Annotated in this window: 14 protein-coding genes and 1 pseudogene; 7 read left to right on the top strand and 8 right to left on the bottom strand. The window is 70.4% G+C overall.

The annotated features are described in order from the left end of the window. Positions 1 to 139 precede the first annotated feature (139 nt). The gene (locus tag ACFYPC_RS24705; protein ID WP_388679996.1) at positions 140 to 1,336 is read left to right on the top strand and encodes a glycoside hydrolase family 64 protein; all 1,197 of its coding nucleotides are present in this window, start codon (positions 140 to 142) and stop codon (positions 1,334 to 1,336) included. A gap of 55 nt (positions 1,337 to 1,391) precedes the next feature. Here ACFYPC_RS24705 and ACFYPC_RS24700 read toward each other — a convergent pair whose 3' ends face one another. Next, positions 1,392 to 2,510: a sulfite oxidase gene (locus ACFYPC_RS24700; protein ID WP_388679994.1), complete on the bottom strand. Its 1,119-nt coding sequence runs from the start codon at positions 2,508 to 2,510 to the stop codon at positions 1,392 to 1,394. Positions 2,511 to 2,546: 36 nt separating this feature from the next. After that, positions 2,547 to 3,200 carry a TetR/AcrR family transcriptional regulator gene (locus tag ACFYPC_RS24695; protein WP_388679992.1) on the bottom strand — a complete coding sequence of 218 codons (654 nt, stop codon included), beginning with the start codon at positions 3,198 to 3,200 and terminating at the stop codon, positions 2,547 to 2,549. A 116-nt stretch (positions 3,201 to 3,316) separates the two neighbouring features. Here ACFYPC_RS24695 and ACFYPC_RS24690 point away from each other — a divergent pair, with 116 nt between their 5' ends. The 3 genes from ACFYPC_RS24690 (at position 3,317) to ACFYPC_RS24680 (ending at position 5,488) form a co-directional block, all read left to right on the top strand. After that, the gene (locus ACFYPC_RS24690; RefSeq protein WP_388679990.1) at positions 3,317 to 3,880 is read left to right on the top strand and encodes an NADPH-dependent FMN reductase; all 564 of its coding nucleotides are present in this window, start codon (positions 3,317 to 3,319) and stop codon (positions 3,878 to 3,880) included. Positions 3,881 to 3,985: 105 nt separating this feature from the next. Beyond that, entirely contained in the window at positions 3,986 to 4,663 is a 678-nt protein-coding gene (locus ACFYPC_RS24685) for an AIM24 family protein (RefSeq protein ID WP_388679987.1), read from the top strand. Between the two features lie 198 nt (positions 4,664 to 4,861). Beyond that, positions 4,862 to 5,488: an alpha-ketoglutarate-dependent dioxygenase AlkB gene (locus tag ACFYPC_RS24680; RefSeq protein WP_388679985.1), complete on the top strand. Its 627-nt coding sequence runs from the start codon at positions 4,862 to 4,864 to the stop codon at positions 5,486 to 5,488. Between the two features lie 12 nt (positions 5,489 to 5,500). Here the strand turns inward: ACFYPC_RS24680 and ACFYPC_RS24675 are convergent, their stop codons facing one another. From ACFYPC_RS24675 to ACFYPC_RS24650, 6 genes are all read right to left on the bottom strand, one after another. After that, complete coding sequence (locus ACFYPC_RS24675; RefSeq protein WP_388680094.1) at positions 5,501 to 6,106, bottom strand: TetR family transcriptional regulator; 606 nt, start codon at positions 6,104 to 6,106, stop codon at positions 5,501 to 5,503. After that, positions 6,103 to 7,548: an MFS transporter gene (locus ACFYPC_RS24670; protein WP_388679983.1), complete on the bottom strand. Its 1,446-nt coding sequence runs from the start codon at positions 7,546 to 7,548 to the stop codon at positions 6,103 to 6,105. Before ACFYPC_RS24670 ends, ACFYPC_RS24675 begins: the two co-directional genes overlap by 4 nt. Positions 7,549 to 7,639: 91 nt before the next feature. After that, positions 7,640 to 8,845, bottom strand: coding sequence for an FAD-dependent monooxygenase (locus tag ACFYPC_RS24665; RefSeq protein WP_388679980.1), 1,206 nt, complete (start codon positions 8,843 to 8,845; stop codon positions 7,640 to 7,642). 137 nt (positions 8,846 to 8,982) lie between these two features. Continuing rightward, complete coding sequence (locus tag ACFYPC_RS24660; protein WP_388680091.1) at positions 8,983 to 9,690, bottom strand: ribonuclease H; 708 nt, start codon at positions 9,688 to 9,690, stop codon at positions 8,983 to 8,985. A 1-nt stretch (position 9,691) separates the two neighbouring features. Beyond that, positions 9,692 to 10,357: an ArsR/SmtB family transcription factor gene (locus ACFYPC_RS24655; protein ID WP_388679977.1), complete on the bottom strand. Its 666-nt coding sequence runs from the start codon at positions 10,355 to 10,357 to the stop codon at positions 9,692 to 9,694. Between the two features lie 173 nt (positions 10,358 to 10,530). Continuing rightward, positions 10,531 to 11,328, bottom strand: a complete 798-nt coding sequence (locus ACFYPC_RS24650; protein ID WP_388679974.1) for a VOC family protein — start codon at positions 11,326 to 11,328, stop codon at positions 10,531 to 10,533. 141 nt (positions 11,329 to 11,469) lie between these two features. Here ACFYPC_RS24650 and ACFYPC_RS24645 point away from each other — a divergent pair, with 141 nt between their 5' ends. The 3 genes and pseudogenes from ACFYPC_RS24645 (at position 11,470) to ACFYPC_RS24635 (ending at position 13,981) form a co-directional block, all read left to right on the top strand. Next, positions 11,470 to 12,486, top strand: a complete 1,017-nt coding sequence (locus ACFYPC_RS24645; protein WP_388680088.1) for a zinc-binding alcohol dehydrogenase family protein — start codon at positions 11,470 to 11,472, stop codon at positions 12,484 to 12,486. Between the two features lie 170 nt (positions 12,487 to 12,656). Then, a pseudogene (locus ACFYPC_RS24640) lies at positions 12,657 to 12,791 on the top strand (hypothetical protein); the annotation flags it as partial. Between the two features lie 248 nt (positions 12,792 to 13,039). After that, positions 13,040 to 13,981 carry an SGNH/GDSL hydrolase family protein gene (locus ACFYPC_RS24635; protein ID WP_388679971.1) on the top strand — a complete coding sequence of 314 codons (942 nt, stop codon included), beginning with the start codon at positions 13,040 to 13,042 and terminating at the stop codon, positions 13,979 to 13,981. Positions 13,982 to 14,283 lie beyond the last annotated feature (302 nt).

Raw genomic sequence — 14,283 nt, 5'->3', positions numbered from 1 at the left:
GCCTCCGCGCCCGACTGGAGCGACCCTAATTGGACCAGACCAACTCTTGCGCGAAGCGTTGACATGTACGCAGCCCGGCGCAATCGTGAGAGCGCTCTCAGAATAACCGGAGGCGTCCCTTCCGAAGGAGGACAAGAGCGTGCTCAAAAGACTCAGGTGGCGATCCCTGGCGGTGGCCGCGGCCACCCTTGCCGCAGCACTGTTCACGTTCGGGGCCCCGTCCGGGGCCGAGGCCGCCGTCCCGGCGACCATCCCGCTGAAATTCACGAACAACTCAGGCCGCGGCGACCCGGTCTACATCTACAACCTCGGCACACTGCTGACGACCGGACAGCAGGGCTGGGCCGACGCGAACGGCACCTTCCACGCCTGGCCCGCCGGCGGCAATCCGCCGACGCCCGCGCCGGACACCTCGATCGCCGGACCCGCCAACGGGCAGTCGAAGACGATCCGGATGCCCAAGTTCTCCGGCCGGGTCTACTTCTCCTACGGGCAGAAGCTCGACTTCCGGCTCACCACCGGCGGTCTGGTGCAGCCGGCCGTACAGAATCCGAGCGACCCGAACCGCAACATCCTCTTCAACTGGTCCGAGTACACACTCAACGACTCCGGCCTGTGGCTCAACAGCACACAGGTGGACATGTTCTCGGCCCCGTACGCCGTCGGAGTCCAGCTCGCCGACGGGACGACGAAGAACACCGGTCACCTCAAGGCCGGCGGGTACAACGCGGTCATCAACGCCCTGCGCGGCCAGTCCGGCGGCTGGGCGAACCTGATCCAGACCCGGTCCGACGGCACCGTGCTGAGGGCCCTCGCCCCCGGCCACGCGGTCGGGTCGGGCGTGTTGCCCACCACCGTCATGGACGACTACATCAACCGTGTGTGGACGAAGTACAGTTCGTCGACGCTGACGGTGACGCCCTTCGGTGACCAGCCGAACACGAAGTACTTCGGCCGGGTCTCCGGGAACGTCATGAACTTCACCAACAGCGCCGGAGCCGCCGTCACCAGCTTCCAGAAGCCGGACGCAGACAGCATCTTCGGCTGCCACAAGCTCCTCGACGCCCCCAACGACCTGATACGCGGCCCGATTTCCCGCACCTTGTGCGCAGGCTTCAACCGCTCCACCCTCCTGGTCAATCCCAACCAGCCGGACACCAGCTCGGCGAGCTTCTACCAGGACTCGGTGACCAACCACTACGCCCGCCAGATCCACGCCCAGATGGCCGACGGCAAGGCGTACGCGTTCGCCTTCGACGACGTCGGGGCCCATGAGTCGCTCGTCCACGACGGCAATCCGCAACAGGCGTACATCACGCTGGATCCGTTCAGCTGACGGGACTTCGGGGCGGCCGGGGTGGATGTGCGACTCCGGCCGCTCCTACGGGCGTTCAGTCAGGTTCCGCGCAGAGCACGGGAACCCGCTGGACAAGGTTGTTCGCGAAGCCTCCCAGGTTCCATGGCTGATCGAGCGGCTGCGTGTACCCCTTTGCATCGGTGGCCCGCGCGCCGAGTACGTGGCTGCCGGGCGCAGCCGTCCAGTCGAAGCGCCAGGTTCGCCACGCCCACCGGTGCTTGTGCACCGGGTCCAAGTCCGCCTCGTGCCAGCTGTGTCCGTCGTCCGTGCTCACCTCGACCCGGGCGACCGGCGCGCGCCCGGACCAGGCCCGTCCCTCCAACGCCACCGGACCGGGCCGGACCACCCGCGCCCTGGACATGAAGTCCGGGAAGCCGGGCGGGACCAGCAGGGCGCGCGGAGCGATCCGGGTGACCGGTTCGCCCTCGTCGCCGATGTCCTGCCGGAGCCGGTAGGCCACGTCCTGCTGGAAGCCCGTGAAGGGTGTGTCGTTCACCGTGATGTCGCGGAGCCACTTCACGTGGGCCATGCCGTACCAGCCGGGTACCACCAGTCGCAGTGGATGCCCGTGCTGCGGAGGCAGCGGGGCACCGTTCATCTCGTAGGCCACCAGAACCTCGGGCTCACCTCCGGTGGCCACGTCCAGCGGAAGCGCACGCTGATAGTCCTGCTCGACGCCTCGCTCGACGCCATGGTCGGCGCCGGTGAACACCACGTCCACCGCCTCGGTCCCGACGCCGGCCTCGGCGAGCAGCACCCGCAACGGCACTCCGGTCCACTCCGCCGTCCCGACCGCCTCGACCAGCCACGGCTGGCTCACCGGCCGTGGCGTCAGCAGGGCCCGGCCATTGCCCGCGCACTCCATGGTCACCCGCGCGGTAACCGCGGGATACGACTTCAGCTCGTCCATTCCCAGTACCAGCGGCTGCCGCACCCGGCCCCCCAGCTCCAGGCGCCACGAGGACCCTTCGATGTACGGGATGTCGTAGTGCGTGAGCACATAGTGCAGCCCCGGAGGGGTCACGTCGTACCGTAGGGCCTCCAGCGGAAGCCCATGGTTGCGGGCGGCGAGGGCCAGCTCCTGCGGGCTGATCTCCTCACCGGCACCGGCCAGCCGGGCAGGCCCGCTCACGTCACCGAGGCGATGCGCCATGACCGTATTGTCCTCCCGCGCCGCCGGGTACCGCCATCAGACCGAGCAGGTGCTCCGGTTCACAAGATCGTGCCAGCCGGACTCCAGACGTGCGAGGGACATACCGCGCTGGCGGGACAGGTGGTTGATCAGTGCGGGTTCCAGATACCCCATGAGTGTCTGCGCGAGGAGTTCGGTGTCCGCGGCCGGGACGGCCTGGCGGAGCAGCATGGCCACGTGCATGAGGCGGACGCGGTACGGGGCCGAGCTGAAGCGGCGTCCGGCGTCCGGCTCGGCGGCCAGGTACAGGTCGAGCTGGTCGGACGTCTGACGCAGGACGGCGCAGCCGAAGGCGTGCAGGCGCTCCGCCGGCGAGGCGCCCGGGCCCAGCGGGGGCGGGCCGCTGATGAAGCCGGTCTGGAACCGCTGTTCGGTGTGATCGAGGAGCGCCATCAACAGGCCGGTGCGGTCGCCGAACCGCCGGAAGACGGTTCCCTTGCCCACCGATGCCGCGCAGGCGACGGCCTCCATCGTCACATTGGCCACCCCGCGCTCCTCCACCAGCCGAGTGGCCGCCTCCAGCAGACGCGCGCGGTTGCGCGCGGCGTCGGCACGCAGTTGCGGCGCGTCGCCCTGGGGTGCGAGCTCCATCAGGACCGCCTCGTCGGTCGGTTCCTGTCTTTTCGGGAAGGGCGGCAGCGGGGTGGACATGAAGCCAGCGTAACGGCACACCAGGACAACTGGACTGCGGTCCGCTTCAGTGATACACCTTTAAACGGACCTCGGTCCGCTTTATTGCAGCAATGTTTCAGCTTCGGGAGTCATTCATGTCCGTACACATCCTCGCCCTCGTCGGCAGCCTTCGCGCCGGCTCCCACAACCGCCAGCTCGCCGAGGCGGCCGTCAAGCTCGCGCCCGAGGGCGCGGAGGTGGAGCTTTTCGAGGGCCTGTCCGAGATCCCCTTCTACAACGAGGACATCGACGTCGCGGGCTCCGCGCCCGCCGCCGCCGTCCGTCTGCGTGAGGCCGCCGCCCGCGCCGACGCGTTCCTCCTCTTCTCGCCGGAGTACAACGGCACCATTCCGGCCGTACTGAAGAACGCCATCGACTGGCTGTCCCGCCCCTACGGCGCCGGCGCCCTCGCCGGCAAGCCGACCGTCGTGGTCGGCACCGCGTACGGCCAGTTCGGCGGCGTGTGGGCGCAGGACGAGGCCCGCAAGGCCGTGGGCATCGCCGGCGGCACCGTCCTGGAGGACGTCAAGCTGTCCATCCCGGGCTCCGTGACCCGCTTCGCCGAGACCCACCCGGTCGACGACGCCGAGGTCGCCGGCCAGCTCACCGAGGTCATCACCCGCCTCTTCGGCCAGGTCGGCACGCCCAGCGCGGCCTGACAGCACCCGCTCGGGGCCGGTCCGGTTGACCAGGGCCGGCCTCTCAGGTCTTTCCGGATCGCCGGGATCCTGGCGGAACGGCCCTCTCCGGGCCAAGATGCCCGCATGAAGGGTGATCTCTTTTCCAGTGACCACATGGTGCAGCCCGCCTCCGCTCCGGGCATGACCATCCAGAACGCCAAGTCGATCAAGTACGCCGTCAACGGCGACATGCTCGCGCGCCAGGGGGCGATGATCGCCTACCGGGGGAATCTGCAGTTCGAGCGCAAGGGACAGGGTGTCGGCGGCATGCTCAAACGAGCTGTCACCGGCGAGGGGCTCCCCTTGATGACCGTCCGCGGCCAGGGCGAGGCCTGGTTCGCGCACGAGGCGCAGAACTGCTTCATCGTCGACATCGAGCCAGGCGACCTGTTCACCGTGAACGGGCGCAATGTGCTGTGCTTCGACGCCACGGTGTCGTACGAGATAAAGACCGTTAAGGGCGCGGGTATCTCGGGTGGCGGGCTCTTCAACAGCGTCTTCACCGGCCACGGCAAGCTCGGCCTGGTCTGCGAGGGAAGTCCGCTCGTCATCCCGGTCTCGCCGCAGCAGCCGGTGTTCGTCGACACGGACGCGATCGTCGGCTGGACCGCCCATCTGCACACCTCGCTGCACCGTTCGCAGTCGATCGGCTCGATGATCCGCGGCGGCTCCGGTGAGGCCGTGCAGCTCAAGCTGGAGGGCGAGGGGTATGTCGTCGTACGGCCCAGCGAGGTGACACCGCAGAAGGCTCAGCAACACTGAGGCAAGGACCGGCGAAGGGTGCCCCGCCCTTGTGGCGAGGCACCCCTATGCCGTCCGTTACCGCCCGTCCGCATCGGCGACCCGCCTGTGACCTGGCAGCCTCCTGGGACGAACACCGGGAGTAGCCGCGAACTCCCGGCCCACAACACCACACCCACCCATGGAACATATATTCGATTCCGGAGTACGCTGGGTTTCATGTCCACGCACCTCCAGGCCTCGCTCTTCGACCAGACCGACGAACTGCGCCTCACCCCGCTGTCCGGGATGCGCCGGACCGTGCTCGGCCACGGCGCCTGGATCGACCTGCTGCCCGGGTGGCTGGCCGGGGCCGACGCCCTGTTCGAGCGGCTCGTCGACGATGTGCCGTGGCGGGCCGAGCGACGGCAGATGTACGAGCACGTGGTGGACGTACCGAGACTGCTCGCGTATTACGGTGCCGACGATCCGCTGCCGCATCCGATCCTCGGCGAAGCGCGGGAGGCACTGTCCGCGCACTACGCCGCCGAGCTCCGTGAGCCGTTCACCACGGCCGGGCTCTGCTACTACCGGGACGGCCGTGACAGCGTGGCCTGGCACGGGGACCGGATCGGGCGGGGTGCTCATCAGGACACCATGGTCGCCATCCTCTCCGTGGGCGCGCCGCGCGATCTGGTGCTGCGTCCGCGCCACGGAGGGGACACGGTGCGGCGCCCCCTCGGACACGGCGACCTGATCGTGATGGGCGGCTCCTGCCAGCGCACCTGGGAGCACGCCGTCCCCAAGTCGGCGCGGGCGGCGGGGCCGCGGATCAGCGTCCAGCTCCGCCCGCACGGGGTGAACTGAGCCGGCGGTACCTCACACGGGCCGGGTGATGTGTGACTGCACCGTCGGGCCGTACCGCTCGACGATGTCCTCGATCGCGGTCGCGCGCAGGCTGGTGCCGCGGGCGATGCCGTACATGACGCCGAGGCCGAGCAGTGTGCTGACGGCGAGTTCGGCGCGCAGGCCGGCGTCGGGGCCGCCGAGGCGTTCGGCCAGCCGGCCACTGACCTGGGTGCGGAAGTTGGCGCGCAGTATGTCGCCCTGCTCGCCCTGGAGCGGGGCGAACACGATGCGCAGGACGGGGTCGGCGCCGCGCTCGGTCTGGCCGATGAGCAGATGGCGGACCATGTGCCGGCCGAGGTCCTCCAGCGGCGCGTCCAGCAGGTCGTCGGCATCGGACTCGAAGGAGATGACGCGCGCGAAGAGGGCGTCCTTGTTTCCGAAGTACTTCAGGATCAGCGGCGGGCTCACTCCCGCCCGCTCGGCGACCGCCTTGAGCGTGATGTCCGCGTGGGCGCGGCGGGCCAGCAGATGGCGGGCCGCGCGGAGGATGGCCGCCTTCGTCTCCTCGGCGTCGCGGCGCGACGGAGCGGTGGCGGGTGCCGCGAGACCGGAGGGCGGGGTGGTCACGGTGGTCAGGCTCCTTCGAGTGCCTCGTCGTGGGTCGCTTCGGTACGGTCGCCGGCCGGTACGGCGTCACGGGAGGCGGGGTCGGCGGGTATGGCGAGCGCGACGGCACACGCCACCAGGGCGACCGTACCCGCCATCGCGAAGGCCAGCAGATAGCCGTGCAGCGTGGGTATGGAGGCACCGCCGACAAGGCTGGTGTGGTGGACGAGTACGGCGGCGACGGCGGCACTGCACACGGCCTGGCCGACGGTCCGCATCAGGACGTTGACGCCGTTGGCGGACGCGGTCTGACCGGCGGGGACGGCACGGATGATGAGGGTGGGCAGGGCCGAGTAGGCGAAGGTCGTTCCGATCGACACGACCGTGGCGCCCAGGATGATCACCCCGAGGTCGCGGCTGTCCGCGATGCGTACGACATATCCGCAGGCGATGATCGCGGCGCCGACGGCCAGCGTCACGCGCGGGCCCCGGGACGTCGAGATGCGCGCCGAGACGGGCGAGAGGAGCAGCATGGTCACCCCGCTGGGCAACAGGCACAAGCCGGTCGCCACGATCGACAGGCCGAGCCCGTAGCCGGTGGCCTCGGGCGCCTGCACGAGCTGCGCCGTGACCAGAGTGTTGGCGTAGAAGGAGAAGCCGGTCAGGAGCGCGGTCAGGTGCGGCAGCGCGACCCGCGGGCGGGTGGCCAGCTTCAGGTCGACCAGGGGGCGTTCGGCGCGCCGCTGCTGCATCGACCAGAGGGCCAGGATGGCGGCGCACGCGGCGAACAGGCCCAGGATCGAGGGACTGCTCCAGCCCCACTGCCCGCCCTGCGACACGCCAAGGAGCAGACAGACCAGGCCCGCGGCAAGGCCCAGCGCGCCCAGCGTGTCGAAGCGGCCGGGCTCGCGGACGGGTGACTCCCGCACCGCCCACCTGGCGAGCGCGAGGCCGGTGGCGCTGAGCGCGGTGGTCACCCAGAACATGACGTGCCAGTTGGCGTACTGGACGATCAGCGCGGCGAGCGGCAGGCCGAGGGCGGCGCCGATGCCCAGGGTGGAACTCATCATCGCCACGGCTGAACCCGTGCGCTCCGGAGGCAGTTCGTCCCGCAGGATGCTGATCGACAGGGGAATGACGGCGGCGGCCGCGCCCTGGAGCGCCCGGGCCGCGATCAGTATGGCGATGTCGGACGTGAGGGCGCACACGAGCGAGCCGAGCGTCATGAGCGCGAGGGCCATCAGGAGGACGCGCCTCTTGCCGTACATGTCTCCCGCCCGGCCCAGCACGGGAGTGAGCACCGCTCCGGACAGCAGGGTCGCCGTCACCATCCAGGAGACCGTGCCCGCCGAGGAGCCCGTCAGCCGCGGCAGGTCCGGCAGCAGCGGCACGACCACCGTCTGTGTGACTGCCATGAGGATCCCGCCGAACGCCAGCACCGGGACCGTCAGTCGCTCACGCAGGGCTGCCACAGGTACTCCAGAAGACCAATGAAAATGGGTGAATAGCGATTCACCTTAGCCGGTGAATCGCTATTCACCCAAGAAGGATCTTGGCGACCGGTTACCGGCGGGAACGAGCCGCCTGCACCGTGCGCGCCAGCCGCGGCCCCAGCCAGCGCTTGAACCGGCGCAGCGCCTCGAGTTGTCCGGCCGCACGGTCGATCCGGTAGTACACCTGCGGCGGGATGTACGGCAGCAGCGGCGAGTGACGCTGGCCGAGCAGGGCGAACATCTGCGCCGGCGGGAGGTGGATGTAGCGCGGGAGGTTCTCGTACCACTGGGCGCTGTGGCGGGCCGCGCTCTGGATCGACAGAAGCGCGGCCTTGCGTTCCCGCTCGTAGTGGGCGAGGGCGGCGTCCAGGTCCGGGATCTCGCGCAGCGCCCCCGCGAGCGAGAGGGCGTCCTCCAGCGCGAGGGTGGTGCCCGCGCCGATCGAGTAGTGCGTGGTGTGGGCCGCGTCGCCGATCAGGACCAGATTGCCGCGGCGCCAGGTCCGGTTGGTCAGCGTGCGGAAGTTCAGCCACTGCGCGCTGCCGTCGCTCTGCGCCCGGCCGATCAGCCCGTGCCCTTCCAGGAGGTCGGCGAAGAGCTTCTCGAGGAGGGCCAGGCCGTCGCCTTCGTTCGCCGTGTCGAGCCCGAGGCCGGCCCAGGTCTCGGGGGAACACTCGACGACACAGGTGCTGTGCTCCCCACTGAACGGATAGGCGTAGCACCAGATCCAGCCGTGCTCCGTCTCCACGAAGGAGAAGGTGAAGGAGTCGAAGACCTTGGCGGTGCCGAGCCAGACGTAGGTGTTGCGTCCCAGCGTGACGTCACTGCCGAAGTGATCGGCGTGGCGCTCGCGCAGCGCGCTGTTGACTCCGTCGCCCGCGACGACGAGATCGGCGTCGGGCAGCCGGTCGGCGGCCACGTCGTGCTCGAACTCGATGCGCACGCCGAGGGATTCGGCCCGTTCGGCGAGCAGGTCGAGCAGCCGGCGGCGGCCGATGCCGAAGCCTTCGTCGCCCTGGTGCACCGTCCTGCAGTCGCCCACCTGGGCGATCCCCTCGCTCCAGCGGACCGAGTTCTCGCTGACGGCGAGCGCGGACTCGGGATCACCCTCGCGAAGCTTGTCGAGCAGGCCCGCCCAGTACGTCACCCCCCAGCCGTAGGTCGACCCCGCCGGATTCCGTTCGTAGACAGTGATGTCGTGGGACGGATCCTGACGCTTCATCAGGATCGAGAAGTACAGGCCGGCCGGCCCGCCACCGACGCACGCGATCTTCACGCGCACTCCCTTTGTTACACAAAGCGGTCAATTGACTGCGAAGCGTAACAGGGCACGTCACGGGTCGAACGTGCCGGACGCGATGTGATCCAGCAGGCAGGCAGGCAGGCCGACACGGGCTGACAGTCGGACAGGCCTTACGCGTCGGCCGTCTCCGTCGTACGGCACTCGGGGTGTCCCCAGCCAGATCCGTTCTTGGCGATGGGCTCACCCGCCGCGTAGGAGCGGCCGCACAGGCAGCGGCCTGGGAACTTTGCCTTGATCGTCCGGGCCGGGCCGCCGCTCTGCCGAGCGGTCTTCGCGGGTGCACGGCGGCGCGCGGTTGCGGCCGGGACGGTGTCGGGGGAGGCCGGCGGCTGCGCGGAACCGAGGTCGCTGCCCGCGGGCTCCTGGAGGATCGCCGCCTGGCTCGCCGCGCGGTCCGCGAAGTCGTTGAGGCGGTCGCCGTCGACCTGGTGCGCGGGGACGTAACGGAACTCCACGGAACGGCCGGCGAGCAGTTCGTCGATACGGGCGACCAGCTCCTGGTTGGCGACGGGCTTTCCGGAGGCCGTCTTCCAGCCCTTGCGCTTCCAGCCGGGCAGCCACGTGGTGACGGCCTTCATCGCGTACTGGGAGTCCATCCGGATCTCCAGCGGAACGTCCGGCGCGATCGCCGTCAACAGGCGCTCCAGTGCGGTGAGTTCGGCGACATTGTTCGTCGCCGTGCCCAGCGGGCCGGCCTCCCATCGGGTGGGGATCTCGTCCCCGTCGGCCACGACCCAGGCCCATCCGGCGGGTCCCGGGTTCCCCTTCGAGGCTCCGTCACAGGCGGCCACAACGCGTTCAGGCATGACCCCGATGATGTCACGGCCGGACGGCTGCTCCCGTACGGGGTCGAAGGCCGTCGCTCTCCCCGATCAGCTGCTGCCCCAGCGCGGTGGCCGCGTGCAGCACGTGTTCGCCGTCACGGCGGCTGGTCACAAGTCCCCCGTCGCGCAGGACGCCGATCTGGTAGCTGGCGCTGGGCAGCGCGATACCCACGGCCGCGGCGACCTCGGAGGTGGTCCGGGCACGCCGGCCCGCCACCTCGGCCAGTACGGCGCTGCGGGTGCGGCCCAGCAGGCGTTCGACGCCGTCGTCCGTGGCGCGCGCGACGGTGAGCGGTGCCTTCTCCACCGGGTAGACGAGCACCAGATCGAGGGCGGGGTCCGCGGGTGCGACGGGCCGACGCCGGCAGAAGAACGAGGGGACGAGGAGCAGGCCGCGCCCTTCCAGAAGGTCGCGCACCAGCCGGGTGCGCGGGGTGCGCCGCAGCTTCGCGAGACCGGCGGGCAGATCGCCGCCGGTCACCGACGGTGTGAGGAAGTCCGGGATGTAGCCCGCTGCGGGAATCAGCGCCCGCAGCGGGCGCAGCGCGCGGCTCGCGACCGGGTCCGTGGAGAGCCGGTCGCGGGCCGCGCGGCGCCAGTGACCGAATCGAGCAGTCCTTGCCCGGTCTCCGACCGGCAGACGCTGCAGACCAGTTCCCACAGCGGATCCGGCTGGCGGGCCACCCGGATGTTCTGCAGATCGTGCGACGTGAAGTGAATGCGGAGCATGTGATCTCCCGCGATTCCTGTGGGGGTTCGGTCACCTGGTGGTGCGGCGGCCACAGGAAAGGACGATCAACCACGTCCGCACGGTTGCCCCGGCGGGCGACCGATTCAGGACACGTCGGTCAACTTGGGCATGTCGCCTTCGGTCGTGTCGAGGTCGATGACGGAGAACAACGCGCCCTGCGGGTCGCTCAGCGCCGCGAACCGGCCGAACGGGCTGCCCATCGGCCCGAAGCGCAGGACGGCGCCGCGCCCGGTCGCCTTCGCCACCGCCGCGTCGCAGTCGTCGACGGCGAAGTAGACGTTGACGTACGACGGGACCTCGGGCGGGAAGTCGTCCGTCATCCTCATCCGGCCCAGGACGGTGTCCTCGCCGACGTTGAAGACCCTGAAGTCGAAATCGTCGTGGTCCATCTGCTTCGCCGTGAACGGGAAGACGGCGGGCAGGAACGCGTCGGTCTTCTCGGGTACGCGGGTGAAGACCTCGGCCCAGGCGTAGGCGCCGGGCACGGACGTGGCCTCGAAGCCCTCGTGGACGCCTGCCTGCCAGACGCCGAAGACGGCGCCGCTGGGTTCGGCGGCCAGGGCCATCGTGCCGAAGTCGCCGACCTGCATCGGCTCCATGAGGACCGTGCCGCCGTTGTCTCGGATCTTCTGCGCGGCGGCGGCGGCGTCGGGCGAGGCGAAGTAGAGGCACCAGGCGGACTGGCCCTCCGCCCCCGGCATCGGCGGGACGACTGCGGCCACCGCTTTGCCGTCCTTGTACGCCTGCGTGTAGTTGCCGTACTCGCTGGACGACTCGCCGAACGTCCAGCCGAGCACGTCACCGTAGAAACTCTTGGCCCCCTCGACATCGCTGAACATCGCGTCCGCCCAACAGGGCGTTCCCTCTGGTTGTACGGCCATGACGTCGACCTTCTCCGGTTGGGTGTCTGGTTCCACGGTTCACGCTAGTCAGCCGTGGGCCGGGCCGCGCGCCGAACGGGACGTTCCGCATGAAACTGGAAGACGGACAACGACGGTCGTCGAGGGACGGGGCGCGGCATGATGCGAGCGTGGGAGGTGCATCGGCCCGGGCCGATCGAACAGGGGCCGCTGCGTCTCGTCGAGAAACCGGTGCCGGTGCCGCGGGCCGGCGAACTCCTCGTCCATGTCCGTGCCTGTGGGGTCTGCCGCACCGACCTGCATGTCGCCGAGGGTGACCTGCCCGTGCACAGGCCTGGTGTGACGCCGGGGCACGAGGTCGTCGGCGTCGTCGCGGCACTCGGGGAGGGTGTGCGGGAGTACGCCCTCGGCGACCGGGTGGGCGTCGCCTGGCTGCGCGACACGGACGGCACGTGCGGGTACTGCACGCGCGGCGCCGAGAACCTCTGTCCGGGGTCCGCGTACACGGGCTGGGACGCCGACGGCGGCTACGCGGAGTACACGACCGTCCCGGCTGATTTCGCGTACCGGCTTCCCGGCGAAGTGGACGATGTCGCCCTTGCCCCGCTGCTGTGCGCGGGCATCATCGGCTACCGCGCGCTGCTGCGGGCCTCGCTGCCGCCGGGCGGGCGGCTCGGGCTGTACGGGTTCGGTGGCAGCGCCCACCTGTGCGCGCAGCTCGCGCTCGCGCAGGGTGCCACCGTGCACGTACTGACGCGGGATCCGGCGGCCAGGCGGCTCGCGCTCGGCCTCGGGGCGGCGTCGGCCCGCGGGGCGTACGAGGAGCCTCCCGAGCCGCTGGACAGCGCGATCCTGTTCGCGCCGGTCGGCGACCTGGTCCCGGTGGCCCTGCGGGCACTGGACCGGGGAGGGGTCCTTTCCGTCGCCGGGATCCATCTGAGCGACACCCCGCCCCTCGACTACGAGCGGGAGCTGTTCTACGAGAAGGAACTGCGCAGCGTCACCTCGAACACCCGCGAGGACGGGCGGGCGTTCCTGGCGCTCGCGGCACGCCACGGCGTACGGGCGACCACGCACACCTACCCGCTGTCACGCGCCCAGGAGGCTCTCCAGGACCTCAAGGCCGGCTGCTTCGACGGGGCTGCCGTGCTGGTGAACGACGTGCCCCCTTGGCACTGACCGGGGCCCCTGGTGGTCTTCGCCGCTGACGACACCGGTGAGCTGCTGCGGCCGCCGGTCGGTCCGCCGCTGGGCTCCGGAGTGGGCGGCTGTGAACAAGCCACGCGCACGCTCACTCCCGATGACACCCTGGTGAGGTACACCGAAGGTCTGGCGGATTCGACGTCGTCCTGTGCGACCTCGGGCTGCCGGACATCGACGGCTACACGGTCGCCCGCGAGGTGCGCTCGCGCCCGCACGGCGACAGGCTGCGGCTCATCGCGGTCTGCGGGTTCAGCCGGGGTTCCGACCGCGGTGAGTCCGGGGCGGCCGGATTCGACGCACACCTGGCGAAGCCGCTGCCGCTCGCGGACCTGTTGAGACTTCTCTCGGGAACGGTCGTGGGCGGGCACGGTGGTCTTCGAAGCCGGCAGCGGCGCGCCCGGTCTCCTCTTCCCCTCTTCCCCTCCAACTCGACCCAGCGCGCCAAGAGTTGTGACCGGGGTGTCTTCCCCCTGGGGCCCGGCTGTGCTTGCCTGGGGACCCTTTCGGTGGGCGGGGCGGGAGTTGCCGTATGCGCGGACGTTGGATCGTGGGGGCGCTGCTGGCCGGGCTGCTGCTCGGCGCGTGCGGCGACCCGGCGTCGGGCCCCGAGGCCTCACCGCCCGCTCGCGCGACGCCCGAGACCTCTTCGACCCCTACCTCGACGACACGTCAGCGGCCCGCCGCCTCCCTCTCCCCCGACGCGCCGGACGCCGTCGCGAAGGCTCCGGCGAAGGCTCCTACGGTGCTCTACCTCGGGGACTCTCTCGCCATGGAGAACCAGAAGGTTCTCGGCGATCTGCTACGGGACCAACTGGACGCGCGGTACACGAGTGCCCCGTACTCCGGCACCACCCTGTGCGACTACCTGGAAGGCACTGCGGACAGGTCCCTCGTACCGCCCGCCGACAAGGCGGCCGCTCTGGTGCGCTCCCTGCGGCCCGACTTCGTGGTCCTGCAGTTCTGGGGCAATTCCTGGGGCTACACGCCGTGCATGGACGGCATCACGTACGACAAGTCGAGGAAGACGTATTTCGAGCGGTACGAAGCCGACCTGAAGCGGCTGGCCGAGCAGATCACCGACGCGGGCGGCGCACAGCCACCCAAGATCGTCTGGGTGCTCCAGGGCCCCGACCCGATCACTCCCGACCGGGTCCGGGACGTCAACGCCCTGTACGAGGAGCGGGCTCGGGCCACCGGCGAACTGCTCGCCGACGCCGGGAAGACCGTGAGCCCGACATCGGCACGGAACACCTGGGTCCAGTACCTCCCGTGCACCCCCTACGAGCACGAGAACCCCGCGTACTGCACCCAACCGGACCGCGACCGCACCGCGCTGCACCGCGAGGACGACTATCTGCACTTCTGCCTGGCGCCGACCACATCCACGCCGAAGCCGTGTCCGGTCCGCTCCCCGGGGATCCTGCGCATCACGCGGGAGATCACCCGGGTGATCGCCGCCCACGCCGGCTGACCGACTCCCTCGGGCCCCCTCTGGTCAGGGGCGGGGACGGAGCTCCGTCTCGGCCAGCCGGTTCAGATGGCGTCTGACGTCCTGCGTGCTCAACGGAGGTGCCTGCCGCAGCCGTTGCAGGGCCAGGCCGTCGGCGAGGGCGGCGAAGCGGACCGTGAAGCCGTGCAGGTCGTCGGAGGTGAACTCACCGTCGGCGACGCCTACAGCGCTGTACAGGGGTGGGGGGGGGGGGGGGGGGGGGGGGGGGGGGGGGGGGGGGGGGGGGGGGGGGGGGGGGGGCGCGGGCGGCGCGGGGGGAGCGC

This window comes from Streptomyces sp. NPDC005808 (assembly GCF_042871385.1).
GTDB lineage: Bacteria > Actinomycetota > Actinomycetes > Streptomycetales > Streptomycetaceae > Streptomyces.
Note: the sequence above shows the minus strand (reverse complement) of the source record. Positions and strands in the feature narration are given on the sequence as shown.